The 23940-nt window shown below is 69.1% G+C and carries 18 protein-coding genes and 1 pseudogene; 11 read left to right on the plus strand and 8 right to left on the minus strand.

The genetic code is table 11. The features are described 5' to 3' along the window. Positions 1-47: 47 nt before the first annotated feature. Positions 48-1328 carry an ABC-F family ATP-binding cassette domain-containing protein gene (locus AC0AIB_RS02835; protein WP_465095941.1) on the plus strand — a complete coding sequence of 427 codons (1281 nt, stop codon included), beginning with the start codon at positions 48-50 and terminating at the stop codon, positions 1326-1328. A gap of 89 nt (positions 1329-1417) precedes the next feature. Then, positions 1418-3076 carry an ABC-F family ATP-binding cassette domain-containing protein gene (locus AC0AIB_RS02840; RefSeq protein ID WP_465095942.1) on the plus strand — a complete coding sequence of 553 codons (1659 nt, stop codon included), beginning with the start codon at positions 1418-1420 and terminating at the stop codon, positions 3074-3076. Between the two features lie 647 nt (positions 3077-3723). Here the strand turns inward: AC0AIB_RS02840 and AC0AIB_RS02845 are convergent. The 3 genes and pseudogenes from AC0AIB_RS02845 to AC0AIB_RS02855 all read right to left on the minus strand — a co-directional run. After that, on the minus strand, positions 3724-4872 hold the full coding sequence (locus tag AC0AIB_RS02845) for an FAD-dependent oxidoreductase (RefSeq protein WP_465095943.1): 1149 nt from the start codon (positions 4870-4872) through the stop codon (positions 3724-3726). A 135-nt stretch (positions 4873-5007) separates the two neighbouring features. Beyond that, positions 5008-5715: a TetR/AcrR family transcriptional regulator gene (locus AC0AIB_RS02850; RefSeq protein WP_465095944.1), complete on the minus strand. Its 708-nt coding sequence runs from the start codon at positions 5713-5715 to the stop codon at positions 5008-5010. Between the two features lie 143 nt (positions 5716-5858). Further along, positions 5859-6217 (minus strand): annotated as a pseudogene (locus tag AC0AIB_RS02855) (dihydrofolate reductase family protein); the annotation flags it as partial. 79 nt (positions 6218-6296) lie between these two features. On the opposite strand from AC0AIB_RS02855, the gene AC0AIB_RS02860 reads away from it, so the two are divergent. Together AC0AIB_RS02860 and AC0AIB_RS02865 are read left to right on the plus strand one after the other, a co-directional pair. After that, a complete protein-coding gene (locus AC0AIB_RS02860; RefSeq protein WP_465095945.1) occupies positions 6297-6899 on the plus strand; it encodes a nucleotidyltransferase family protein in 603 nt (200 codons plus the stop codon). Positions 6900-7017: 118 nt separating this feature from the next. Then, positions 7018-7941, plus strand: a complete 924-nt coding sequence (locus AC0AIB_RS02865; protein WP_328345479.1) for an AEC family transporter — start codon at positions 7018-7020, stop codon at positions 7939-7941. Between the two features lie 109 nt (positions 7942-8050). Here the strand turns inward: AC0AIB_RS02865 and AC0AIB_RS02870 are convergent, their stop codons facing one another. Both AC0AIB_RS02870 and AC0AIB_RS02875 read right to left on the minus strand, forming a co-directional pair. Continuing rightward, on the minus strand, positions 8051-11329 hold the full coding sequence (locus AC0AIB_RS02870; RefSeq protein ID WP_465095946.1) for a tetratricopeptide repeat protein: 3279 nt from the start codon (positions 11327-11329) through the stop codon (positions 8051-8053). Next, positions 11326-11793 (minus strand): hypothetical protein, encoded by a 468-nt coding sequence (locus AC0AIB_RS02875; protein WP_465095947.1) that lies wholly within the window; start codon positions 11791-11793, stop codon positions 11326-11328. Before AC0AIB_RS02875 ends, AC0AIB_RS02870 begins: the two co-directional genes overlap by 4 nt. A 746-nt stretch (positions 11794-12539) precedes the next feature. On the opposite strand from AC0AIB_RS02875, the gene AC0AIB_RS02880 reads away from it, so the two are divergent. Then, positions 12540-12776: a hypothetical protein gene (locus AC0AIB_RS02880; protein ID WP_328345484.1), complete on the plus strand. Its 237-nt coding sequence runs from the start codon at positions 12540-12542 to the stop codon at positions 12774-12776. A gap of 50 nt (positions 12777-12826) precedes the next feature. Here the strand turns inward: AC0AIB_RS02880 and AC0AIB_RS02885 are convergent, their stop codons facing one another. Beyond that, complete coding sequence (locus AC0AIB_RS02885; protein ID WP_465095948.1) at positions 12827-13699, minus strand: phytanoyl-CoA dioxygenase family protein; 873 nt, start codon at positions 13697-13699, stop codon at positions 12827-12829. Positions 13700-13926: 227 nt separating this feature from the next. On the opposite strand from AC0AIB_RS02885, the gene AC0AIB_RS02890 reads away from it, so the two are divergent. Both AC0AIB_RS02890 and AC0AIB_RS02895 read left to right on the plus strand, forming a co-directional pair. Next, positions 13927-14955 carry an Inducer of phenazine A gene (locus AC0AIB_RS02890; protein ID WP_465095949.1) on the plus strand — a complete coding sequence of 343 codons (1029 nt, stop codon included), beginning with the start codon at positions 13927-13929 and terminating at the stop codon, positions 14953-14955. Between the two features lie 169 nt (positions 14956-15124). Then, on the plus strand, positions 15125-16957 hold the full coding sequence (locus AC0AIB_RS02895; RefSeq protein ID WP_465095950.1) for a carbamoyltransferase family protein: 1833 nt from the start codon (positions 15125-15127) through the stop codon (positions 16955-16957). A 365-nt stretch (positions 16958-17322) separates the two neighbouring features. On the opposite strand, the gene AC0AIB_RS02900 is transcribed toward AC0AIB_RS02895, so the two are convergent. Beyond that, complete coding sequence (locus AC0AIB_RS02900) at positions 17323-18789, minus strand: condensation domain-containing protein (protein ID WP_465095951.1); 1467 nt, start codon at positions 18787-18789, stop codon at positions 17323-17325. Between the two features lie 280 nt (positions 18790-19069). Here AC0AIB_RS02900 and AC0AIB_RS02905 point away from each other — a divergent pair, with 280 nt between their 5' ends. From AC0AIB_RS02905 to AC0AIB_RS02920, 4 genes are all read left to right on the plus strand, one after another. Continuing rightward, positions 19070-20077: a biotin synthase BioB gene (locus AC0AIB_RS02905; protein ID WP_465095952.1), complete on the plus strand. Its 1008-nt coding sequence runs from the start codon at positions 19070-19072 to the stop codon at positions 20075-20077. 28 nt (positions 20078-20105) lie between these two features. Further along, entirely contained in the window at positions 20106-21398 is a 1293-nt protein-coding gene (locus AC0AIB_RS02910; RefSeq protein ID WP_465095953.1) for a class I adenylate-forming enzyme family protein, read from the plus strand. Further along, a complete protein-coding gene (locus AC0AIB_RS02915) occupies positions 21395-21787 on the plus strand; it encodes an acyl carrier protein (protein WP_328345493.1) in 393 nt (130 codons plus the stop codon). Before AC0AIB_RS02910 ends, AC0AIB_RS02915 begins: the two co-directional genes overlap by 4 nt. A 274-nt stretch (positions 21788-22061) precedes the next feature. Further along, entirely contained in the window at positions 22062-22565 is a 504-nt protein-coding gene (locus AC0AIB_RS02920) for a cellulose binding domain-containing protein (RefSeq protein ID WP_328345494.1), read from the plus strand. Positions 22566-22734: 169 nt separating this feature from the next. Here AC0AIB_RS02920 and AC0AIB_RS02925 read toward each other — a convergent pair whose 3' ends face one another. After that, on the minus strand, positions 22735-23919 hold the full coding sequence (locus AC0AIB_RS02925; protein WP_328345496.1) for an acyl-CoA dehydrogenase family protein: 1185 nt from the start codon (positions 23917-23919) through the stop codon (positions 22735-22737). Positions 23920-23940 lie beyond the last annotated feature (21 nt).

The following is a 23940-nucleotide window of genomic DNA, read 5'->3' on the forward strand; positions in this document are numbered from 1 at the left end:
TGGCAGGTGTCCAAGTGTCAAACAGGGTCTTTCTGTATGCCCGTGATATGGCGAAATCATATGGTGACCGGCAGGTCTTCGATGGGATGTCGTTGTCCGCGTCCCCGGGACAGCGCATCGGTCTGGTGGGGGAGAACGGCGTCGGCAAGTCGACGTTGCTGCGACTGCTGGCCGGGATGGAGGAACCCGACGCCGGCGAGGTGCAGCGCCCCGCCGACAGCGGTTTCCTGCGGCAGGAGTTGCCGTTCGCGCCGGATGCGACGGTGCAGGATGTCGTCGACGACTCGCTCGCCGAGCTGCGGGCCGCCCGGGCCGGGTTTGAGCAGCTCACCGGGGAGCTGGAACGGCGGCCGGACGACGCCGACGTGCTCGCCGCCTACGGCGACCTGCTGGAGTGGGCGCAGGACCACGACCTCTGGGACGCCGACCGCCGAGCCGAACTCGTGCTGGCCGGGCTCGGGCTGGCCGACACGGAGCGGTCGCGACCGCTCGCCACGCTCTCCGGCGGCCAGTGCTCCCGACTGGGTCTCGCCGCCCTGCTGATCCGGCAGCCGCAGGCGATGCTGCTCGACGAACCGACGAACCACCTCGACGACGAGGCGGTCGGTTTCCTGGAGCAGCGGTTACGCGGGCTGCCCGGGGTGGTCGTCGTCGCCTCGCACGACCGGATGTTCCTGGACGAGGTCTGCACCGACATCGTCGACCTGGACCCGACCCGCGGCACGGTGACCCGCTCCGGCGGCGCGTACACCGAATACCTGGCGGCCAAGCGTCGGGAGCGGATCCGCTGGGAGGAGCAGTACGCGGCCGAGCAGGAGGAGCTCGAAGAACTCCGCGAGGCCGTGCGGACCACCGCGCGTGCCGTCAACCACGCGCGGACCATCAAGGACAACAACAAGATCGGGTACGACCGGCACGGCGGCCGGGTGCAGCGGCAGATCTCCCGGCGGGTGCGCAACGCCCAGCAACGCCTGGACTTCCCCGATGACGAACAGACCGCGCGGCAGGTGTACGACGCGGCGGCCGGCGCCGACGCGGTGTCGCTGGCGCAGCTCGGTCTGCTGGCTCCGTGTGACGTCGACCGCCCGCTCGGTCACCTCTCCGTCGGGCAGCGGCGGCGGTTGGCGCTCGCGCTGCTGGTGGCCACACCACCGGACGTGCTGTTGCTGGACGAACCGACCAACCATCTCTCCCTGAGCCTGGTCGAGGAGCTGGAGGACGCGCTCCGGACGGCACCCGGCGCGGTGGTCGTGGCCTCGCACGACCGCTGGCTGCGGCGCGGCTGGGAAGGCTCCGAGCTCTCCCTGGTCAGCGGCAAGATCGTCTGAATCGACAACCCTCGCGCGCGGATCACACCCCGGTTCGATCGCTGAACACGGGATGTTCCGTCCTCCGCGCCCGGAGATCGGAGGTTTCCATGTCAGCTCAGCTCACGCTCCGGGACGTCAGCAAGTCGTTCGCCCACCGCCGCGTGTTCGACGCCGTCTCGCTCACCATCGCGCCCGGCGAACGGGTCGGCGTCGTGGGGGAGAACGGCTCCGGCAAGTCCACGCTCCTGCGGTTGATCGCGGGCCGGGACCATCCGGACGACGGCGAGGTCATCGTGCTGGCGGACGGCGGGGTGGGGCACCTGGGACAGGTGCTCGACCTGCCGGACGACTCGACCGTCGGCGACGCGATCGATGCCGCGCTCGGCGAGATCCGCGATCTGGAACGGCGGATCGCCGTCGCCGAGCGGGAACTCGGGTTCGCCTCGACCGAGCGGATGGCCGACTACAGCACACTGCGCACGGCCTTCGAACTGCGTGACGGATATCGTGCCGACGCCAGGGTCGAGGCGGCCATGTCCAAACTCGACATCGGCGACCTCGACCGGGACCGTCGGCTCGGCACGCTCTCCGGCGGTCAGCTCGCCCGGCTCGGCCTGGCCGGAGTGCTCTCCGCCGAGCCGGAACTGCTGCTGCTCGACGAGCCGACGAACGACCTCGACCAGCAGGCGGTGTCCTGGTTGGAGAACCGGTTGCGGCGTCACCACGGTACAGTCGTGGTCGTCACCCACGACCGGTTGCTGCTGGAACGGGTCGCTACCGCGATCGTCGAGGTCGACGGCGACCGGCGGACGGTGCACCGGTACGGCAACGGCTACGCCAGCTATCTCGCCGAGAGGCGTGCCGCCCGGCAGCGCTGGGAGCAGGCGTACGCGCAGTGGGTGGGCGAGATCGCGCACTGGTCGGAGTGGGGCGCGACCACCGCCTACCGGGTGGCACCCGGTCGGGCGATCAAGGACCACAACAAGTGCAAGTACAACGGCGACGGCAGGCGGGTGCAGGAGTCCATCTCCACCCGGGTCCGGAGCGCAGCCGAGCGGCTCGAACGGCTGCGGGCCGAGCCGGTGCCCGAGCCGCCCGAGCCGTTGCACCTGCACGCTCCGCTGGACGCCGACGACTGCGAGGGGCCGGTGCTGGAACTGCGCGACGTACGGGTCGACGGACGGCTCGACCTGGACGAACTGGTGCTGTACGCCGGCCAGCGACTGCTGGTGTCGGGCCCCAACGGGGCGGGGAAGTCGACAGTGCTCCAGGTGGCGTCGGGTCGGCTGCGTCCTGACCGGGGCACGATCGACCGCCACGGTCGGATCGGATACCTGCCCCAGGACGTGCCTTCGCCCCGTGCGGACGTCAGTCTCCTGACCGCTTTCGGCCAGGGACGGGTGGGCACCATGGAGGAGCACGGGGACCGCCTACGGTCACTCGGGCTGTTCCGGCCGGCCGACTTCCGTACCCCGGTCGGCGCGTTGTCGGTGGGGCAACGGCGTCGGCTCGCGCTGGCCCGCCTGCTGGACCACGACGTCGACCTTCTGCTGCTCGACGAGCCGACGAACCATCTGTCCCTGGCGTTGGTCGAGGAGTTCGAGGCCGCCCTCGCGGTCTACACCGGAGCGGCCGTCGTGGTCTCGCACGACCGGATGCTGCGCGAGCGGTGGCGGGGCGGCGAACTCGTCCTGGGGGCCGGGCGGGTCGTGCGGTGGGACGCCGACGATCGGGTCCGCGTCGACGCAGGGAGCGGTCCGGCATGAGCGGTCCGGCATGAGCGGTCCGGCAATGAGCGGTCCGGCATGAGCACGCTGACCACACCGTCGGCCGAGGTGGACTTCGTCGTGTCGGGACCAGGTGCCCTCATACGACGTGCGACGGGCTCGGATATGAGATCAAGACCGTACCTTCCGGATTCTCACCATCCGTCGCGACGGTGCCGTATGCACCTTCTCTCCCGAACTGGCCTCCACACCGAGTCGGGAGGACAGGGGGTCGTGCCGGGCAACGTCATGACCGACACGCCCGCCCGGATCGCGTAGGGCGTCGCGTTCCAGCGGCTGTCTCGGGACATCGCGTCAGGTCGGAACCGGGATGAGCTGTACAGCGAAGCTGTCCATGATGGACGGAATGGGTGTGGTGGTGCGGCCGTGGTGGTCGCGGCCCCCCCGACCCGCTGCCTGACCCCCACTCCTACCGCACGGGCGACGGCACGGAACCCCACCGGCATCGCCAACTGCTTGCTGGTGCGGTGTCCGTGGGCGTTCACCGGGCCGCGACACCGCCGACATCGCCGGACGTCGCCCCAGCGGCGGCGGGGCGGTGGGGCGGTGGGGTTGGTGCCATGCCATCCGGACACCCGGCTTCGAACCCGGGCCGGGACGCGGCGTGACTACCTGCCCGGTCATCGTCACTGGGCTTTCGCGTAGGCGGCGAACTGGTCGAGCAGGCTGTGCGGGGCCCGGTCGTCGAAGCAGAGTTCCAGGTTGCGGGCGGCTTCTTCGGCGGCTTCGGCACTGCGCGGGAACAGGTCTTGTTCGTACGCGGCGAGCGCGACCTCGATGTCGCCGGGATGGGCGGCGATGGCCTTGCCGAGCTCGGCGCCGTCGAGCATCGCGAGGTTGGCGCCCTCGCCGGCGAACGGAGACATAACGTGGGCCGCGTCGCCGAGCAGGGTGACGCCGGGGACCCGGTTCCAGCGGTGGTCGACGGGCAGGGCGTTGATGGTCCGCGGGACCAGGGCGCTGTCGGCCTCGCTGATCAGGGCGTGGAACTCCGGCGCCCAGTCGTGAAACTCCTCCCGCAGGACGGCCTTGCCCTTGTCGGTGTCGGTCCAGTCGACGCTGTCGACCCAGTCCGCCGGTTTGGTCAGCGCGGTGTAGATGTGCAGGCTCCCGTCGGTCTCGCTGTGAGCGAGGAAGCCCTGCCCGGCATCGAGCGCGAACAACATGCCCGCGCCGACCGTCTTCGCCGGCCCGGGATGCCGCTCAGCCGCGTCGTGGTGGGCGACCTCGATGAACGACATCCCGGTGTACGCGGGCCTGGCGTCCGACAGCAGCGGCCGGATTCGCGACCAGGCGCCGTCCGCGCCGATGAGCAGGCCGGTGATGACGGTCGAGCCGTCGGCGAAGGTCAGCTCGTGCTTGCCGTCATCCAGGCTCTTCACTGCGGTGACCTTGCTGCCCCAGCGAATCGTGCCCTCGGGCAGCGAGTCGAGCAGCATCTTCCGTAGATCGCCGCGGTCGACCTCCGGCCGGCCGCCGACACCGTCGCCGTCGTCGCCGGGCTCGTCGGTGTACACGGTGCCGTGCTTGTCGAGGATCCGGGTCGCCTGACCGCCCGGGTGGATGATCTTCTGGAACTCGTCGAACAGTCCGGCGGCCTTGACCGCGACCTGGCCGTTGTAGTCGTGGATGTCGAGCATCCCGCCCTGCGTACGCGCTTGCGGTGAAGCGTCAAGCTCGTAGATGGTCGACGGGATACCGTGAACGTGCAGCACACGGGCGAGCGTCAGGCCGCCCAGGCCGGCTCCCACGATCGTGATGGGTGTGGTGGTCATGGCTTCCTCCAAGATCTCTTGCGTGCCGGTTCGTCGGTAGGGCCGAGATGAACGCTGAAGAACTTGTTCCTGACGAACATGTTCTTCGCGGGTGTCGCAATCCTCCCGCCGGTCACGGCAGGAGAGGTTCCCGGGTCAGCTCGCCGCAGGCTCCTGTGCGGGCACCGCGACGGTGGTGATACCGGTGATCAGGGCGTCGAACATCCAAGTCAGGCGTTGCCCTCCAGTGCCGGAGAACAGGTCGTGGCGGGCCCGGGCGATGTTCGGGCAGTCGGCGTCGGCGGCATCGTTCAACGCCTCGACGAACGCGTCCTGCTCGTCCTGCGCCTCAACGGCCTCGTCGCGCACACCCTGCTCGGCGGCCGTGGCCGTGCCGTGCTGGAGGAGCAGGTCCACGCCCCACGCCGCCTGCGCCACCGGCACGCCGCCCTCGTGGAGCAGCCCGAGCAGCGTGTCTATCAGACGCACGTAGTGCGGGCCCGACGGCCGCAGGGCAAGCACCGACCGTGCCAGGCTCGGATAGCCGAGCAGCAGTTGCGTGTAGCCGGTAAGCAGCCCGATCAGCTCACCACGCCAGGTCTCGCCTGCGCCGGCCGGGTCGGGCAGGCGAAGGTCGGCGAGCAGTTCATCGAGGATCGCGCCGTGCAACTCGGCCATGTTCTGCACGTAGACGTAGAGCGAGGCCGGGCCGGTGTCGAGTTCGGCGGCCAACCGGCGCATCGTCACCCGCTCCAGGCCCTCCTCCCGCATGATCTGCAACGCCACGGCGACGGCGCCCGCGCGGCTGAGTGGCGGCTTGGCGGGACGGTCGCGGCGGCTGACGGGGGCTCGGCGGGGACTCATAACGTGATCGTAGCGAACGTGTTCGTGATTACCAAGGGATGGTTGCTGCCGGGTCGCCATCGTGTCGACCGGGAGGGCGACGTGCTTGCCGGGTCGCCGGCCGCCGAGTGGGTCAATCGGTTACGCATCCGCCACGCGGGGTCGCTGCCGAGGAGGACCCCGCACGGGGTCGTGTCCTTGAGCTTCTGTACGCCCTCGCGCAGATCGCCGGCGATGTGGTGGCTGTTGGCCCACGGGAAGTCCTGACGCGTGGACGACACCACGTAACTGGGTTGGCCTCCAGCTCGACCGCCCACTCGCGCATGGCCGGCGGCGCCTCGGCGTCGCCGCGGGCGACGGCGGGCCAGTAGCTTTCCGTCATCTCGTGGGTGACGCGCCCCCACAGCATCGCCCCGCCCTCGTCCATGAGACGGGTATAGAAGGCGCGCGTCTCGTCGTCGGCGATCCCCTCCTGGTGGTCGACACAACGGCCCGGCCACGACGCCGACCTTCTCTCCGTCACGCCCTGATCCTGCGACGGGATCACGCACCCGAGGCGCGGGTGCATGCAGACGATGGTTCGACCGCCCTAGGCTGGGATGGTGCGGGAGGACGAGCTGCGGGCCCTGGTCCGGTCCAGCCCGTGGTGGAACCGGGCGCTGGACGTCGTCCGGGGCTGCGGCCTGCCGGCTGCGTGGATCGGCGCGGGTGCCGAGCGGGACCTCGTCTGGGGCGAGCGGTACGGCGACGGCTTCGACCCCTCGTCGGTACGGGACGTCGATGTCGTCTTCTTCGACCCGACGGACCTGACCCGCGCCAACGACGACCGGGCCACCGCCCGGCTGGTGGCGGCCTGGCCGCAGCTGCCGTGGGAGGCGAAGAACCAGGCCGCCGTGCACACCTGGTATCCGGCGAAGTACGGCGGCGACCCGGTGGCCCCGTTCCACACGGTCGCCGACGCGGTCGCGACCTGGCCCGAGTACGCCACCGCCGTAGCGGTACGCCTCGACGCGGACGACCAGCTCGCGGTGTGTGCGCCGTACGGCCTCGACGACCTGCTCGACGGGGTGTGGCGGCGCAACCCGGCCAGGGTCGACCCGGAGATCTCGCGGCAACGACTCGCCCGCCACCGCCCGGTCGAACGCTGGCCCGGCGTCCGCGTCGTGACCCCCGCCGCCGACCGCACCTCCGCGACACCGCCGTGACCAGCGACCGGTGCCTGGAAGCACGTGACACTCGATTGCCCGGCGGCTCGGCACGCACCTCGGGCGTCGGTGTATCTGCCGACCGGCGCAAGCCGCGACGCCCGCCGGTAAAGCACGAATGAGCTTGGTGTCGGCGTTCGTGCCGATCTGGATCCTCACCGGGGTCGGCTACGCGGCCTGTCGTCGGGGCCTGCTGGGCGAGGCGGTGGCGTCGGTGCTCGGCCGGTTCGTGTTTCATCTGGCGATGCCGGCCGCCCTGTTCCTGGCCCTGTCCCGGATGCCGCTGTCCGGGTTCGCCGGCCGTCCGCTGCTCGCCTTCGGGGTGAGCACGGCCGTGGTCGTCGGGTTCGGGTGGGTCGGCGCGGGCAGGCTGTTCGGACGCCAGCCCGGCGAGTGGCCGATCTGGGGCATGGCCGCCGGGTATGTGAACTCGGCGAACCTCGGCATCCCGATCGCCACCCAGGTCCTCGGCGACGTGTCGTTCCTGGCGCAGGTGGTGCTGCTACAGGTGCTCGTGGTGACGCCCGTGATCCTGACCGCCCTGGACCGGCACAGTGACCCGGCCGGGCGCGTCCGGGTCCGCCGTATCGCCTCCCTGCCGGTCCGTAACCCGGTGATCCTGGCGTCGCTGCTCGGCGTCGGCTGCTCGGCTGCCGACCTGCGCCTGCCGTCGGCGGCCGACGCGTCGCTCACCCTGCTGGCAGGCGCCGCGGTTCCCGCCGCCCTGATCGCCCTCGGCGCGTCGCTGCACCGCACCGCGCCGACCCGGGCAGAGCCGGCCGAGTTCGCCGCCCTGGCCGTGATCACCGCGCTGAAGCTCGTCGCACAACCGGTCATCGCGTACGCGACCGGACTCGCCCTGCACCTGTCCGCGCCGCAGTTGCTGACCGTGGTGGTGTGCGCGGGCCTACCGACAGCGCAGAACACGTTCATCTTCGCCCAGGAGTACGGCGTCGGCGAGACGGTGGCCAACCGGGCGGTGGTGGCCACCACGACGCTGTCCCTGGCCACCCTGTACACGGCGGCGACGCTGCTCGGATAGATCCGCCAGCCAACTCACCCCACGACCTCGGCGAATAGCCGACCATCGTGCTGGCGGCCAGATCTGCCGCCAGCATCGTCGCCCGGAGGCTGTGACGTGCGGAGGTGTCTCATCCGGACCAAGACCCCCTGCTCACCCGCATGTACGCCGCCAGCGCGATCGAGAGGTTGCGTCCGTAGATCGCCGGATTCGTGTGCGCCACCTGCCGGTAGATGGTGACCGACTCCTCGGCCGGGGCCAGGGCCTCGTTCCGCCGTCCCAGCTCCGCCAGCCGGAGACCGAGGTTGTACAGCGACTGCGCGAGGTGTGGCAGGTAAGCGTCCGGATCGGTCTCGGCCAACTGCCGGTGCAGGTCCGCGGCTTCTCGGCAGGCGGCGAGAGCGCCTTCGCGCTGGTGCGCCAGTGACAGGAACACACCGAGGTTGTTCAAGGAGTGTGCCAGGTCGGGTAGGTGGGCGGTGGGATTGTTCTCCGCCAGCTGTCGGGTGACGGCGACGGCTTCCTCGGCGAACCCCGGGGCCTCCTCGTTGCGCCCCAGGATGGCCAGGAATCCAGCAATGTTGTTCAGCGACTGTGCCAGGTCGGGTAGGTGGGCGGTGGGATTGCTCCGGGCCAGTTTCCGGGCGATGGTCACCTCTTCCTCGGCGCAGGCCAGGGCCTGGTCCGACTGACCCTGCCTGTCGAGGACCACGCCGAGGTTGTGCAGCGCTGTGCAGAGGTTTCCCAGATGGGCGGCGGGGCTGGCCGCAGCGAGCCGTCGATGGGCGTCCACGGCTTCCCGAAGGTGGACGAGGGCCTGTTCCTGACGACCCAGCTCCGCCTCCGCTGAACCGAGGTTGCCCAGCTGCCTCGCGAGGTGCGGCAGGTAGGCGTCGTCGTCGGCCTCGGTCAACCGCCGGCCGATGGTCACGGCTTCCCTGAAGAGGGTGACGGCCTCCTGTCGCCGGCCCAGCTCGGACTGCACCTCACCGAGGGCGTTCAGGGACCTTGCCAGGTCGGGCAGGTTCGTGACGGGGTTGGTCTCGGCCAGTCGTCGGAACGTGTCCGCCGCTTCCTGGGTGTAGGCGAGGGCCTCCTTCCGCCGCCTGAGTTTGACCAGGGTGTTGCCGAGGGCGACCAGGGACCTTGCCAGCTCGGGCAGGTAGGCGACGGGGTTGGTCCCGGCCAGTCGTCGGAACGTGTCCGCGGCTTCCTGGCTGTGGACCAGGGCCTCCTCGGGCCGACCCAGTTCGACCAGGGCATTACCGAGGTTCTGCAACGATCTCGCCAGCTCGGGCCCGTGGGCGGTGCGGTCGGCGTCGGTCAGCCGGCGGCTGATGGTCACGGCCTCCTCGGCGAGCCCCAGGGCTTCCTCGTGGCGCCGCAACTCCACCAGGACCTTGATGGCGCTGTTCAACAGCCCGGGGAGGTCGGGCAGGTAGGCGGTCGGGTCGATGTCGGACAACAGGCGGCCGATGGTCACGGCCTCCTCGGCGAGCCCCAGGGCCTCCTCCTGCCGGCCCAGGCCGCCCTGCGCCATGCCGAGGTTGTGCAAGGTTCTCGCCAGGTGCGACAGGTGGGTGGCGGGATCGGTCCGGGCCAACTGCCGGTACGTGTCCGCGGCTTCCTGGCTGTGGACGAGGGACTCTTCCCGCCGGCCCAGTTCCGACAGCACCTGCCCCAGGTTGTGCAACGATCTGGCCAGGGCGGGCAGATGGGTGGTGCGGTCGGCGTCGGCCAGCCGGCGGCGGATCGCCACGGCTTCCTCGATGGGCGCCAGGGCCTCCGCGTAGCGGCCGGCGTTGGCCAGGCGCCAGGAGCGGGTGGCGTGCAGGCGGGCCTCTTCCGCCGGATCGTCGGTCATGGTGAGCCGATGCGTGGTGAGGACGTCTACGATCGCGGCGGCACCGACATCGAGGTCGACGTGTCGGTCGGCGGGCAGCAGCGCCTCGACCGCTTCCAGCGCCGTGAGGTCGACACCGGGTATGCCGGCCAGGGTGCTGAGGGCGGCACTGCCGGCGATGATCGCGAGTTGTGGCCGGTCGCACAGGAGTGGGTACAGGTGTGCGGGCCCGAGGTGGGGCCAGCGGGCCGCGGCGGCGGTGAGGAAGGTGACCGCCCGCGAAGCGTACGTCGCGGATGTCGTACGCGGCGGGGAGTGATCCGACGCCGGCGATGGTGGGTCGTGCAGCAGCTCGCCCAGTCGGGTGGGCGCCCACGGTTCGGCCGGGTGGTCGGGACCGGGCAGGGTATGAGCGATGAAGTCCTCGGCCAGTCGGTCCGGGTACAGCGGTTCGAGCGCGGTGACCCGATGGGGATCGGCGGCCGGGTAGCAGCGGCTGTGGTCGCTGATGATCCGTTCGGCGGGCAGTTCCCGCTCGATCCGACGAAGCAGCCCGGTGGCCTCGGGGTGGGGGAGCGGGCCGGTGAAGGCGGCGGTGAAGACGGTACGGGCCATGACATCGTCGGGCGTGTGGTGGTTGAGCCCGTGGACGTGGCCCTCGTACAGACGGACCCAGTGTTGACGTTCGCGGTCGAGCAGGTAGCGGGTCAGCATCTTGATCCGCGTGGGTGGCTGGTCCCCGGTCGCGCGGGTGTCGACGGCGACGAGCGCGGCGACGTGCACGGTGAGGGTGAGCCCGAACTCCGGATGACCCAGGTCGAGGAGCGGGGGGAAGGCGGCCGGGCCGGGGATCTCGTAGACGGCGGCGAAGCTGTCATGGGCGGCGGTGAACATGGCCCACCGGTCGTCCTCGTCGTCAGGCAGCGGGTCCAGGTAGTGCTCGGAGGTGCCGGCCTGAACCCGGGGATCGTCCAGGTTGGCACGCAGTGCCGGCCAGAAGGACGCGCTGCGTGCCACCATCAACACCCGTGCCGGCTTGCCGGCCTGATGGAGCAGCGAGTTGCGCAGCAACCAGAGCAGGGTGGACAGCGGGTAACGGTCGGCGTAGTCGACGATCAGCAGCACTCCCCGGTGGCGGTCCAGTCGCAGGTCCTGGCTGCTCAGCAGGGCGCTGGGCATCCCCACGTGGGGCACCGCGGTGACGGCCTTCCAGCCCTCGGCGGCGACCTGGGCGGCGAGATGGTCGGCCAGCCGCGTCTTACCCCGGCCCCCGGGTGCGTGCAGCCAGCGCACCGCCAGTCGCGGCCCGGTCTCCGACCAGGTACGCAGCTCGTCGAGATCAGATTCGCGACCGGTGAACGGGACCACGCAGGCGTGGGCGTTGAGCATCCGGGAGGGCATCTCACGCAGCCAGCTCCGGTCCGGCGGGTGGGGCCGGCGGTGTTCCTCCAATAGATAGAGCGGTGTGCCGTCCCCGAAGACATGCAGGTCGGCACCGATCACCCCGTAGGCGGTGCCGGCGACAGCGGAGACGTTCTGGTGAACGGGGGAGGGCTCGATATTCACCGGGAAGGTCCCGGGTCGGGCACCGGGCCGATCGGGTCAGCTCCCGGCGGGGCGGGGTGGTTGATGATGCTGCCGAACATCACTCCCTGCGCGGTGGCGCCGGAGGCGGTCGCGGTGATGTTCTGTATCCACTGCTGCTGGGGAGTGGGCAGCCGGGTCAACAACTCGTCACGCAGATCACGCAGGGCGTCGGTCCTGGCCGGATCTTCCTCGATCAGGTCTGACAGGCGCATCTGCCAGGCCGGCAGTAGCCGTTGACGTACCTGATCGCGCTGGGCTGGCGGGGCCTGCTCCACCTCCGTGGCCAGGGCGTCCAGCCGCCGAACCGTGGCGGTTTCCCGGTGCGGGTCACCACGACCGAGTAGCCGGGTGAACCCGGAGCGTGCCACCTGCCACATGTCCGTCGCGGCCGCCTGTACCAGTACCGCCGCTCCGGTCATACCCAGATCTGTCAGCGTGCTCATATCCACGTGGCGCTCCTCCTCATCCGAAGGAATCGATATGTCTCTACGCTATCAAGCCGATGCGACGGGCCGGAAAAGCACCTGTTCCGGCTCGGGCGGCGGTCGCGGTAGCCGCACATCGGGTGGCAGATTGGTATCAGGGGCGGCACGGGCTGCCAGGTGAACGTAGTCGACAAAGACGTCGATGTGGTGTCGGAAATGCGACCTCCGGTAAGGTGCCCGGCGCGCACAATGTGGGCGCCGCATATCCCGCAGCGAGGCGGCGAGCGATTGTCGATATCTGTGGACCGGCGGAATTCAGGGGATCTGTGGGGTGGTGGTGACCGGCTTGATGCCGTAGTCGACGAGCCGGGTGAGCAGGTCGCCGGGGTGAGCTGAGGGGCGGTGCTCAGATGGCACTGCCGATTGCCGGGCCGCGCGGTATCGGGGACGCTCCAGGTGCTGACGGGGCCGGATGGTGTGCTGCCGTGCTGACCCTCTCTTGCGGACATCCGGCGGATGCGGCCGTCAGCCAGGCCTGCTCCCACCTGGTCGTCGGACCGGAGGGCGGGGAGGTGGCGTGCTTCCGGTTGCCGAGCGGGCGTGGGATGGCTCGACCTGATCTGCCGGGAGTGCGACGAGGCTGGTCGGCCGGCCGGGTTGGTCGCTACCGGTGTCGTGGGGGCAGGTGATCGACCTTGCTCCGATCGACGACACCGACGGTTCCCGGTGGCTGGCGCTCACCGCCGACGGCACGATCGTCGAGCTTGATCCGGGACGACGACCGGTTCACGGTGTTGGCGACCGTCGAGCTGGTCGACGAGCCGGAGCACGCGCCGTGGATGGACCGCCGGCTGAGGTACCGGCTGCATGCCTCCGCCTGCGGTCGCTTTGCGGCAGTGGTCAACGGCCACGGTCGGTACGGGCGGGTGGTGGATCTGGGTCGGGGCGCTGTCGTGACGCTCGCGCTCGACGGCGGGGAGCTCACCATGAGATGCACCTGAATGCCCGCAAGCACCCCGAGATGACGAGAGTGGCACGCCGGGTGGTGGCCTCACGTCCGGTGGCTGCGCATTTCCGGCGTCGCGGCCAGAGCGTCGCGCCACGTCTGGCACCACGCCGCGTAGTCGGTGAACACCTCCGCCGGCTGCTGACGGCTCTGCACGACGAAGCTCGGGTGAAAAGGCCGTCCGGTGGGAGTGCCGGTCGGCTGGTATCTCAAGTCGATGCTCCAGCGAGTGTGGTCGCTGAGGTTCGGGGTGGAACGGTGTGGTGTGTACCGGTGCATGAACACGACGCCGCCCCGTCTCACCGGGGCTGGTCGTGGTGCCTCGGCGGGTAGGTGGCCCGATGCGATCCGGGGACCGGGGCCGTGCGCGATGTACCCACCCCGCCACGCGTGGGGGATCACCTCGAGGCACCCGTTGTGTCGCGTGGTGTCCACCAACGGAATCCAGCAGGTGACAATATCTGAATTGTCGGCCTCATTCGACATCGTCGCCGCGTCCTGGTGCCACGGCACGTCATAGAATCCATCTCTCGCGCCTGTGGAATCTGCCGGTGGCTTTGCGCGGACGTGTTGAATGGGATTGCAGGTGATCTCTGCCCCGATGAGGAGTTCCAGTGCGGCCAGTAGGCGCGGGTGCCGCAGGAACGCAAACGTAGCCGGACCGAGCACCGTGGCGATGTCCATATGCTCGGTGATTTCAGGGGCTTGAGCGTGGAGCAACGCGGTCCGCCGTGCGAACGGCATGTCCGGGTAAAGATCGGCGAGGCGACCTTCGGCGCGGAGAGTGTTCGCGCGCTCCGTCAACCAGGCCGCGTACTCGTCGATTATCGGAGCGAGGTCGGCGTCGTCGAAAATGCTCTCCGCGACCAGTACACCTTCCTTGTGGAAAATGCGTACCTGTGCATCGCTGAGTGGCAAAGTTCCCCCTGCTGACTCTGTCAGTTCCAGGACTGATCCTAGCGCATGGTATGTTGCTTATCAAGCCACGATAATCAATGTGTCGGGGTTGACTGGCTTTGATCGTACGCCTAGCATTGCCATGCTGGCCGCCGGTGACCTGGGTCGCGGGGTGAGGCCTGTGGAGCCAAGCCGGGTCTTTTGGCTGGGGGCGATCCGTTGCTACCGACCATCTGGAGTGCTCAACGATGACACCGCACGTCGTCACGCTCGCACCGCAGATGATGCACTACATGGAAAACTTCTATGCGGACGGCAAGTTGAGCTGGCTGCCGTACGTGGTGTTTTTTCATCCGGCGAGCCATCGCTCTGCTTTTGTCAACACCGACCGGCTGGGCTTCCGCATTTCCCGCCGAGGAGCCGAGGAAGTGTCGGTGGCAGGCCCGCAGCCGGACGGTGGGGTGAACATCCTGGTCGGTGGCTCCACCGCGTTCGGTGTCGGTGCCACCGCCGACGCCGCGACAGTGTCGTCGAGGCTGTGGTCCGCGTACGCGCCCGAGCATGCCTGGGTGAACCTCGGCGGTCGCGCTCACAACTCGGCTCAGGAACTGGTCAATTTCACGCTGCACCGGCACCTGCTGTCCGGTATTCGGAACATCGTGCTCTTCTCCGGGCTCAACAACCTCGGACTGGCGCGGCTGCCAGGGCGTATTCGCGGCGAGCACGGCGCGTTCTATCACTGTGACGAGTTCAACGAGATCATGCACGAACGGCAGCGGCCACCTCGACTAATTGGTTTGTCACAACGACTGCGACGGGATGCCGGAAAGGCCGGAGCGAAGCGCGATACGCACGCCAGACCCCCGGCCGAGCAGCAGATCGAGATCGCTGCCGACCTGACCCTGCGGCACCTCGGCACGTGGCGCCTGCTCGCGGACGCGTTGGGGGCGACACTGTCGTTCGTTCTCCAGCCACTTGCCACCTGGGTTCGGGAACGTCCGTCACCGCCGGAGCAACTGCTCTTCGACGAGCTGGATGCGGTCTTCAACTTCCGGGAAACCTATGGCGACATCATCCCGCCGCAGGTGGGCCAGGATTATGCGGCGGTGTTACGGGTCGGTTGCGAGAAGCTGGGGGTCCGCTTCGTCGATCTCGCCCCGCTGCTCGCGGATGCCGTCCGACCCGACGACTGGATTTTCGTCGACCGCGCGCATATGACCGACAGGGGTTGCGACGTCGTCGCCGCCCTGCTTGCCAGCCACTGCGACTTGCGATAGCCGGCGCCGGAAGCGCTGGCTCAACAGGAAGGACGGTCGATGCCTTGGCCCTGCTGCGAAGTTTCCTGCTCCGCCTGTTTCGACGCCCACGCAGGCGCGAAAAGCGTCGCCACAACGGTGACGGCTCCACGTACCCCATGTTCTGATCCGGTCGTCCGGCGGAGCCGCGATGCCTGACCTGGTCCTGGGGGTGTCCGCCCACTACCACGACAGCGCCGCGGCGCTGCTTGCCGACGGGGTCCCGATCGCCGCCGCGCACGAGGAACGCTTCAGCCGGCGCCGGCACGACCCGGCGTTCCCGGCCGCTGCCGTCCGGTACTGCCTGGACTCAGCCGGGGTGGCGTTACCGGACGTGTCCACCGTGGCCTACTACGAGGACCCCGTGCTGAAGTTTCGGCGGGTGCTGGCCAGCTACGCGGGTGCGGCTCCCCGGGCCTTCCGGACGTTCCGCGACACGCTGCCGTCCTGGTTGTCCTGGAAGCTCGCCATACGCCGCGACATTCGCCGCCACCTGACCGACCTCGACATGGGCGAACCGCCGCGGATCGTCACCGGTCGGCATCACCTGTCGCATGCGGCCTCGGCGTTCTTTCCGAGCCCGTACGAGTCCGCCGCCGTGCTGGCGGTCGACGGCGTCGGCGAGTGGGCCACCACGACGCTGTGGCACGGCACCGGCATCCAGCTGCGCCAGCTCGCGGAACTGCGTTTCCCGCACTCGCTGGGCCTGCTGTACTCCGCGTTCACCTACTTCTGCGGGTTCAAGGTCGACTCGGGTGAGTACAAGCTCATGGGGCTGGCCCCCTATGGCACGCCACGCCACACGGACCTCATCCGGGAGCACCTGATCGACATCAAGCCAGACGGGTCGTTCCGGCTCGACCTGCGCTGGTTCGAGTTTCTGCGTGGCCGGGCGATGACCGGTCATGGCTTCGAACGGCTCTTCGGCGGGCCGCGCCGCGATCCCGAATCTCCGCTCACCGAGCGCGAGTTCGACCTGGCCGCGTCGGTGCAGCAGGTGACCGAAGACGTGGTCCTCCGGCTGGCGCGCACCGCACGCCAGCTGACAGGCGAGCGCAGGCTGTGCCTGGCCGGGGGAGTGGCACTCAACTGTGTGGCGAACGGCAGGTTGGCCAGCGAGGGGGTCTTCGACGAGGTCTGGATTCAGCCCGCCGCCGGTGATGCCGGCGGAGCGCTGGGCGCGGCTCTGTCCGTGGCGATGGCCCGCGGCGCATCCCGTGTGCACCTGGGCACCGGCCGCGACGCGATGTCCGGGGCGCTGCTCGGACCGGACTTCGACGGTGCCGAGATCCGGGCCAGCCTGGAGCGCCGGGGGGCGGTCTACCGGACGCTGGGTCAGGCCGCCCTGATCGACCAGGTCGTCGCCGCGCTTGCTGCCGGCAAGGTGGTCGGCTGGTTTCAGGGCCGGATGGAGTTCGGGCCACGCGCTCTCGGGGCACGCTCGATCCTGGGTGACCCGAGGGACCCCGACATGCAGTCCAGGATGAACCTCAAGATCAAATTCCGGGAGTCCTTCCGGCCGTTCGCACCGGCGGTGCTGGCGGAGGACGCCAAGGACTACTTCGACCTGAGCCAGGACAGTCCATACATGCTCCTGGTGGCGAACGTATCCGCTGCGCGACGGTTGGACGTCGAGCCCACGAGCCGGTCCACGGGGCTGGATCTGCTGAGGATCCCGCGTTCATCGATCCCCGCGGTCACCCACGTGGACTTCTCCGCCCGAGTGCAGCACGTCCGAGCAGACGACAATCCGCACTTTCATCGGTTGCTGACCGCGTTCAATCATGCGACCGGATGCCCGGTCCTGGTGAACACGTCGTTCAACGTCCGGGGCGAACCGATCGTGTGTACGCCGGACGACGCCTACACATGCTTCATGCGTACCGACATCGATCTGCTCGCGATCGGCGACCACCTGCTGGAGAAGGCGACGCAGCCTCCGTTGCAGGACGACGAATGGCGCTCGCGGATTCCGATGGACTAGCGCCGTTCGCCTGCCTGCCAATCGTCGGAAGGAGCCTGATGGGGACCGCTCTACTTGCCCTGGTGTATTACCTGTTGGTCACCCCGGTCGGTCTCGTGAGCCGGGTCGTCCACGACCCGTTGCGACGTCGTTGGAACCCGCACGCGTCGACCTACATGACCTATTTCACCGACCCTTCGGGAAGCCGCGACCGGGCTTGAAGTGGTGCCGTGGTTCGGTGACGCCCCGGCTCGGTGACGCCGGCTGGCACCGCATCACCGGCACGACCGACATCGCCCGCGCCACCCGCCAGGCCCCCCGTCGCTGACCCGGCCTGATCACCGCCGTGACCCGCAGCTACCTGACGACGCCATGCCCATGGCCCGCTACCGGACGACCGCCATGGTCCTCGAATCCTCGCTCGCCCTCACCAGACAGCCCTCGAAGTCCGCGAGGAACTGTTCGATCCGCGCCGCCGGTAGGTATCTGGTGTCGGCGCTGAGGGAAACGCGAGGAACAGCCGGCGGACCGAAAATCTTGAGAGAGAACCTGCACTGCAGCCACCCTGGATCGGCCTGCCATCTGAAGGACGTCTCCGCCGCCAGGCGACGGACGTCGGTGCTGTCTGCGGGCACCGCGACGGCGCTGTCTGCTGACGTCGACACGACAAGTTCGTCTTCCTGGGGCTGACTCGCCGCGGTCCAGACCGGCGGGCCGTCAGAGCGGGTGTCGTTGAAGTAACAGTCGCGTTGGACCACGCCGTCCTCCGCTTGCAGCCTTTCCACCGCCGCGTCCAAGTCCCGCTGGCGGTAGTACGCGTGCCAGTGTGCCTCGGCTGCGGCGCGGTCGGTCGCGGAGAGCAGGTCGTCGAACGTCCACGCCGCAGAGACGTCGAGCACGAAGAGGCCCTGCTGGCACATGTGCGTCACCATGCCCTGGTGGCCGGGCCAGAACCGGTTGCTGGTCAACGACTGCAGGTGGCACCGGTGCTGACCGGTCCAGCTGGTGAGCACGCACACGCAGGCCGCCTGTAGCACCGTGGATTCGCCGACGCCGTGCCGCGCGGCGAGGAGCCGGGCGGCCGCCCCGACCGCCGGCGACGTCAGCAGCGCGCTCCGGAACGCAGGGGTCTGAGGCGGTTCGGCCTCGGTGAACATCGACGATCGGACCCGCCCGATCTGCCTCGTCCAGTACTCCACGGACCTGGCCGAACGCCGTCGCGCGGCGGGAAGCAGCTGATTCCGGGCCAGATCCACAGGCTGCGGGACCTGGCCGGGGAGTTCCGCACCTTCCAACAGTTTGGCGAGATCCTCCCGGACGACGCTCAGCCCCTGCAGGTCGGCGGCGGAATGGCACAACGTCAGGAGGACGTGCTCTATGGCGCCGCCCCTCGTGACCAGGGCAACGCGCAGCGGGAGGTCACCCCGCGCGTAGTCGTACGCCATGGATCGCAGCCGGTGGGCAACCGCGTGGATCCCCGAACCTCCGGCCTTCACGACCTCGACGCGCAGGGCGCCGGAGCGCTCCACCGCCTGCCGATACTCGCCGTCGACAGCGAGGATCCTGGTCCGCAGTGATTCGTGCCGGTCGAGCAGGCGTCCGATCGCCGCCGCGATCGTGCGGGCATCCTGCTTCAGCCCCGGCGGTACCGCGACAACCGTTCCGACGTTGAAGTGGCCCGGCGCGTTGCGTTGGATCGCGTCCCAGATGCCCTGTTGACCCCAGGTCAGCGGCGCCGTTTCGCCGCGTGCGCCGGAGAAGGATGCGGCGACTGCATACCCGGCGCCGGTCTGCTGATCTGTCGCGCCCTCACGAATAGGTGCGGCGTCGTGGTCTGGTGTCGAGTCCAGCACCGCTACGACGCTACATCCTCACACTTCGATGGGGCAAGTGTGCTGCGGCGTGTGTGGCAGTCGCTCGTCGAGTGCGAAGAAAGTCGGTAAATCAATCGATGAACTTCGCTCGTGCTGCTAGGGTGATCGCAGAGATGCATCTACGGGGAAACGCGCGGGTTCGTGACTCGCGTGAGGGAGGTGCGTGACGCGCATCACTTCGGACAGTCTGGCTGTTCGGCAGCCACATCCAATCGACACCCATCCAGTGCCATCGCGCTGCGGCGCGACGACTTCCTGAATGGCTGTGAGCATGCTTTCTACCTCGGAAATCCGTGCTGCACTCGATGCTCGCGGATCGCGTCAGCAGGAACTATTCGCTGAGGCACGCCGCCTACGTGACAAGCACTTCGCGCGAAGCATCGTCCTCCGTGGGGTAATAGAAGTCACCAATGTCTGCCGCGTCAATTGCGACTACTGCCCCATGCGCCGCGACAACACCCGGTACAACGACCGCTACTTCATGAGCAGCGACGAGATCGTCCAACGAGCTCGCGAGATTCACGAAGCCGGTATCGACGTCATCCTGCTGCAGGGCGGCGAGGCGCCGCGGGTGCTGGCTGCGGTCAAGGAGGCGATCGCGGCCATCAAAGAACTCTACGGAGGCCGCGTCGAGGTGCTGCTCAATCTCGGCAGCCTCACCAGGGATCAGTACTCCGAACTGCGACAGGCCGGAGCCACGAGCTACATCCTCAAGCACGAGACAAGCGACGCCGCCCTTCATGAGCAGGTTCGCGGGGAGACCCTGGAGTCCCGACTGGAGAGCCTGCGGGACCTGCTCGATCTGGGCTACAAGGTGGGCACCGGATTCATCTCCGACCTGCCTGGCCAGCGGATCGAGAGCATCGTCGACGACATCGAGCTCGCCGGGCGACTCGGCGTCCACATGTGTAGCGTGAGTTCCTTCGCCCCGGCACCGGACACGCCCCTCGCGGACCAGCCCAGCGGCTCCCTCGACCTCGCGCTCAACTCCATCGCATGCCTTCGCATCTGCTATCCACACCTGCTCATTCCGTCGGTGAGCGCGCTGGAGAAGGCGGACAGCGGAGGGCAGGCAAGGGGTCTGGAGGCGGGCGCCAACGTCCTGACGATCAACTTCACGGCGGAGAGCGATCGCCAGCGGTACCTCATCTACGGAAAGAATCGGTTCGTCGTGCGGATGCAGCACGTGCAGGAGATCGTCCGCAACGCCGGCCTCGGCATCCGGGGTTCGATCTTTCTGCCCGACGGCGCGGGTCGTCCGGCATGACCGGCAAGGAAGCGGCGGCTGCGGAGAGATGACCTTTACTCGTCCAGCGCTGACCGCTCGCATCCTGGGTCGGGCGCCACAGCCCATCGGGCTTCAGGAGCGGTGCGGAGCGCTCGGCCAGCGACTGACCGAAGCGGGTGTGCGAGCGGGCGACGTCGTGATGCTCGACGATCTGCGGGGGGAGGGCGTCGCTGTCGCGGCGATGGCACTGTGGAGCCGCGACGCGATTCCCCTGCCGTGCCTGCGCAGTTCCGACGCGCCGAGCGGCCTCGCCTCGTTTCGGATCGAGGCGGACCTCACAGTGCACGCCGCGCGGTCGGGGCAACCCGTGCCGGAGGGACTCGGGACGACTGCCGTTCTTCACGTCAGCTCGGGCAGCACCGGCCGACCCAAAGTGGTGCGACGTGGCATCGCGAGCGTACTCATGGAGGCTGACGGCTACCAGGATGGTCTGTCGCTGAGTCAAGAGGACCGGTTGCTCGTCCCGATACCGCTGGCCCACTCGCTCGGCTGGGGTACGGCGATGAGCGGATTGCTGAGCGGCTGCGCTGTTGACGCACAACCCATGGTCCGGCCGTCCGCGGTGGCACGGAAGATAGACAGCGGCGCGGCGACGGTGGTGGCGCTGACTCCACTGGCCGCGCGACTTCTCGCCGGGACCACGCGCCATCCCGGTGGGCGTGTCCTGCGTTGCGCCTTCGTCGGTGCCGGTGCCGTCTCCGACCAACTGGACGAGGAATTCGGCGCGCGGTTCGGAGTCCAGTTGACGCGGGGATACGGGGCATCGGAGACAGGTGGGACGTTCATCGGGAACCGGGGGATCGGCCGACCTGTTTCGGGCGTCAAGGTCGTCCATCCGCTACCCGGCCACTCTGGTGAGCTGCAGCTGCAGCTGGATGCTCCCGTCGAGGGCTACCTGGACTCCACCGAACCGCCCAGCTGTACCTGGCACACCGGTGATCTGGTGCACCACGACGCCGACGGTGTCGTGCGTTTCCTGGAGCGGCTCCGGCCCGCCATTCGCCTCAACGACCGGTTCATCGACGCCTACCACCTGGAGCGTGTGCTGCGGGGCGTCAACGGCGTCGAAGCCGTGCACCTTCTGACGACGGCCAGCCCGGACAGACCCGAGGTAGAGCGGCTCTACGCCGTGGTGGCAGGGGTCGACCCGAACGCGGCAGAGCTCGAAGCATGCCTGGCATCCCTGCCGGACGACGTTCCGATCCCACGGATCATCCGATGCGACAGCCTGCCGTCGGACGCGGTCGGCAAACCGGATCGGCAGAAGATCATCGCACTTGTCCGGGCGGGGGACGCATGAGCCGGGAGGACCGGCGCCGTCGTGCATGCGGACACCTGGTCGCCGCGGCGGTCATCGACGCCTTGGCCGCGAGCGGCCCGCCGAGCTTCACCGAAGATGAGCTCATCCAGCACGAGGCGTTGCGGTTCCGGGACCTCGCGATGCTGGGCCTGAGTTCATTCGACAGGATGGCGCTGGCCTCGCGGCTCGAGGATGAGACAGGTGTGGAACTGGACGACGAGGTGCTGACCGATCCGCGGCGTCGATCCGTCGCGAGCTGGTCGGAGTGCCTGTTTCTGGCTGGTGCCCTCCGGAAGGGGCACGCGGACCTGGGACATGACGACGAAGGTCGAGCGGCAGGTACTCGACGGGCCGACGAGCGAGGGCATCTGCCTGGCATGCACCCCTGAATCGAGCGACCCCTCGCCCGCCGCCCGACCTACCCGCCACCGCACCCCGCCCCCGACGCCGAGCACGCGCCGTAAGGACCGTCACGGCGGTCCGCAGACCGAACAGGGGCGAGGGGATCCCCTTCGTCGGCTCCACCGCCGGCTTGACAATCGAAACATACCGATTAATGCTGGTGCTCGCGAGGCGAACCGAACGATCACCGGCGTCCGGCGTCCGGCGTCCCTCGTTCCGTCGCGCTGCCGTGCGCCGACCCCCGGAGGAATCGCAGCCACCATGGGACTGAAGAGCAGCCTTCTCGGTGTCACTGCGGCGGCCGTGACGTTTGCCGCAGCCCTGGACGGCACCGGCCTGCCGGCCACCGTGCCGACCAGCACGACTCCGCCGCCCGGCAGCGCTCCGCCGCCCAGCATGACTCCGCCGGCGAGCACCGCGGTGCCGACCAACCCCCCGCCGAGCGGGGCCGCGTGCAACGTCCGCTATTCGGTCTACACCTGGGACACCGGCCTGACCAGCAGCATCACCATCACCAACACCGGCCTGACCACTGTCACCTCCTGGCGGCTGACGTTCCCGCTGCCCGCCGGGCAACGCATCACCAGCGACTGGAACGCGGTGTACTCGCCGTCCAGCGGCAATGTCACCGCCCGTGGCCTCGACGACCACGTCGTCATCGGGCCGGGTGCCGCGATCGCCATCGGGTTCGTGGCCACCCACACCGGTGGCACCGGCAGCCCGTCCTCGTTCGCCCTCAACGGGACGCCCTGCTCGCTCGGCTGAGCTGCGGGCGGCCGGTCAGGGCGGCCGGGCCGGATCACCGTTGCCGACGTCACGGACGGCTCGGATCAACGCGCTGCGCGCCTGGCGACGAGTGGTCGCCCAACCAGCAGGGGGTGCGACGGGCCGCCCGGCGAGGGGTGCGCCGGGCGGCCCGCCACGTGGGGAAGGCTCAGATGAACAGGGTGTTCGGACCCATGCCGCAGACGATCCGGCCGTACAACTCGGTGTTGGTGTCGGGGTTGATCAGCCCGTGCAGGCTCATCGCGTTGACGTCCCGCACGATCCGCTGGATCGGCACGTCGCGGTAGATGGACGTGCCCCCACCGGCGGAGGCGAAGATGTCGACCGCCTCCTTGGCCAGCCGGGTCGCCCAGCCCTGGTCGGCGCGGACCCGGGCCCGCTGCTCGAGGGTCCACTCCGCGCCGGTGGCCGCGAAGCTGTCGACCAGGTCGGCGGCGTGGTACGCGTGGAACTCGGCCTGCTCGATCTTCATCAGCGCGGTGCCGACCTTCAGGTGGGTGATCGGGGCCTCGCTCTGGTTCTCGTACTCGGTGTAGGTGATCTTCCGGCCGGGCAGCCGGTCGAAGAACTCGTCGCGGGCGGACTTCGCCACGCCGACGACCGCCCCCACGCCGGAGGCCGCCGCGTTGAGCGCCGCCGGGGTACGCCAGACGGGCGAGTCGGCGTTGCCCTGCGACAGGCCCTGCGGGATCATCGCCGCGCTCATCGGGATGATGTGGCTGCTCGGGACGAACACGTCCCGGGCCACGGTGGTGACGCTGCCGGTGGCGGTCAGGCCGGTGGTGTACCAGTCGTCGACGATCTCCAGGCTGCCGATCGGCACCAGCGCCATGATCGGCTCCGGCTCGGCGTCCGGGCGCAACACGACCACCGCGATCTCCTGCCACTGCGCGTGGTGGGCCCCGCTGATGAAGTGCCAGCTGCCGTTGACGACGACGCCCCCGTCGGTGGGCACGGCCGTGCCGCCGACGCTGTTGGTGCCGCACACCCGGGTGTCGGGTACGGCGAACACCTCGTCCTGGGCCTCGTCGGGGAACAGGCCGGCGAGCCAGGTGGGAATCCACAGCACCGAGGTGACCCAGGCGGTGCTGGCGTCGCCCCGGCCCAACTCGGTGGCGACGGCCACGAGCGTGCGGGTGTCCGCCTCGTAGCCGCCGTAGCGTCGGGGCGTGCGGAGCCTGAACAGCCCCGCCTCCTCGATCGCGGCGACCGTCTCGTCGTGGAGCCGACGATTCTCCTCCTGCCACGCCGCGTGCTTGCGGATCAGCGGGACTAGACCCGCCGCACGCTGGACCAGTTCCTCGCGGGTGGGTGCTTCGGTGGTCGTGGGCACGTGTCCTCCTCAACGGGTGAC

It is taken from the genome of Micromonospora sp. DSM 43699, from assembly GCF_055517075.1.

Excerpts from the sequence above, each read along its gene's own strand:
- AC0AIB_RS02835 (WP_465095941.1), top strand. The coding sequence starts at position 48 with ATGGCGAAATCATATGGTGACCGGCAGGTCTTCGATGGGATGTCGTTG.
- AC0AIB_RS02840 (WP_465095942.1), top strand. The coding sequence starts at position 1,418 with ATGTCAGCTCAGCTCACGCTCCGGGACGTCAGCAAGTCGTTCGCCCAC.
- AC0AIB_RS02845 (WP_465095943.1), bottom strand. The coding sequence starts at position 4,872 with ATGACCACCACACCCATCACGATCGTGGGAGCCGGCCTGGGCGGCCTG.
- AC0AIB_RS02850 (WP_465095944.1), bottom strand. The coding sequence starts at position 5,715 with ATGAGTCCCCGCCGAGCCCCCGTCAGCCGCCGCGACCGTCCCGCCAAG.
- AC0AIB_RS02865 (WP_328345479.1), top strand. The coding sequence starts at position 7,018 with ATGAGCTTGGTGTCGGCGTTCGTGCCGATCTGGATCCTCACCGGGGTC.
- AC0AIB_RS02875 (WP_465095947.1), bottom strand. The coding sequence starts at position 11,793 with ATGAGCACGCTGACAGATCTGGGTATGACCGGAGCGGCGGTACTGGTA.
- AC0AIB_RS02890 (WP_465095949.1), top strand. The coding sequence starts at position 13,927 with ATGACACCGCACGTCGTCACGCTCGCACCGCAGATGATGCACTACATG.
- AC0AIB_RS02895 (WP_465095950.1), top strand. The coding sequence starts at position 15,125 with ATGCCTGACCTGGTCCTGGGGGTGTCCGCCCACTACCACGACAGCGCC.
- AC0AIB_RS02905 (WP_465095952.1), top strand. The coding sequence starts at position 19,070 with ATGGCTGTGAGCATGCTTTCTACCTCGGAAATCCGTGCTGCACTCGAT.
- AC0AIB_RS02910 (WP_465095953.1), top strand. The coding sequence starts at position 20,106 with ATGACCTTTACTCGTCCAGCGCTGACCGCTCGCATCCTGGGTCGGGCG.
- AC0AIB_RS02915 (WP_328345493.1), top strand. The coding sequence starts at position 21,395 with ATGAGCCGGGAGGACCGGCGCCGTCGTGCATGCGGACACCTGGTCGCC.
- AC0AIB_RS02920 (WP_328345494.1), top strand. The coding sequence starts at position 22,062 with ATGGGACTGAAGAGCAGCCTTCTCGGTGTCACTGCGGCGGCCGTGACG.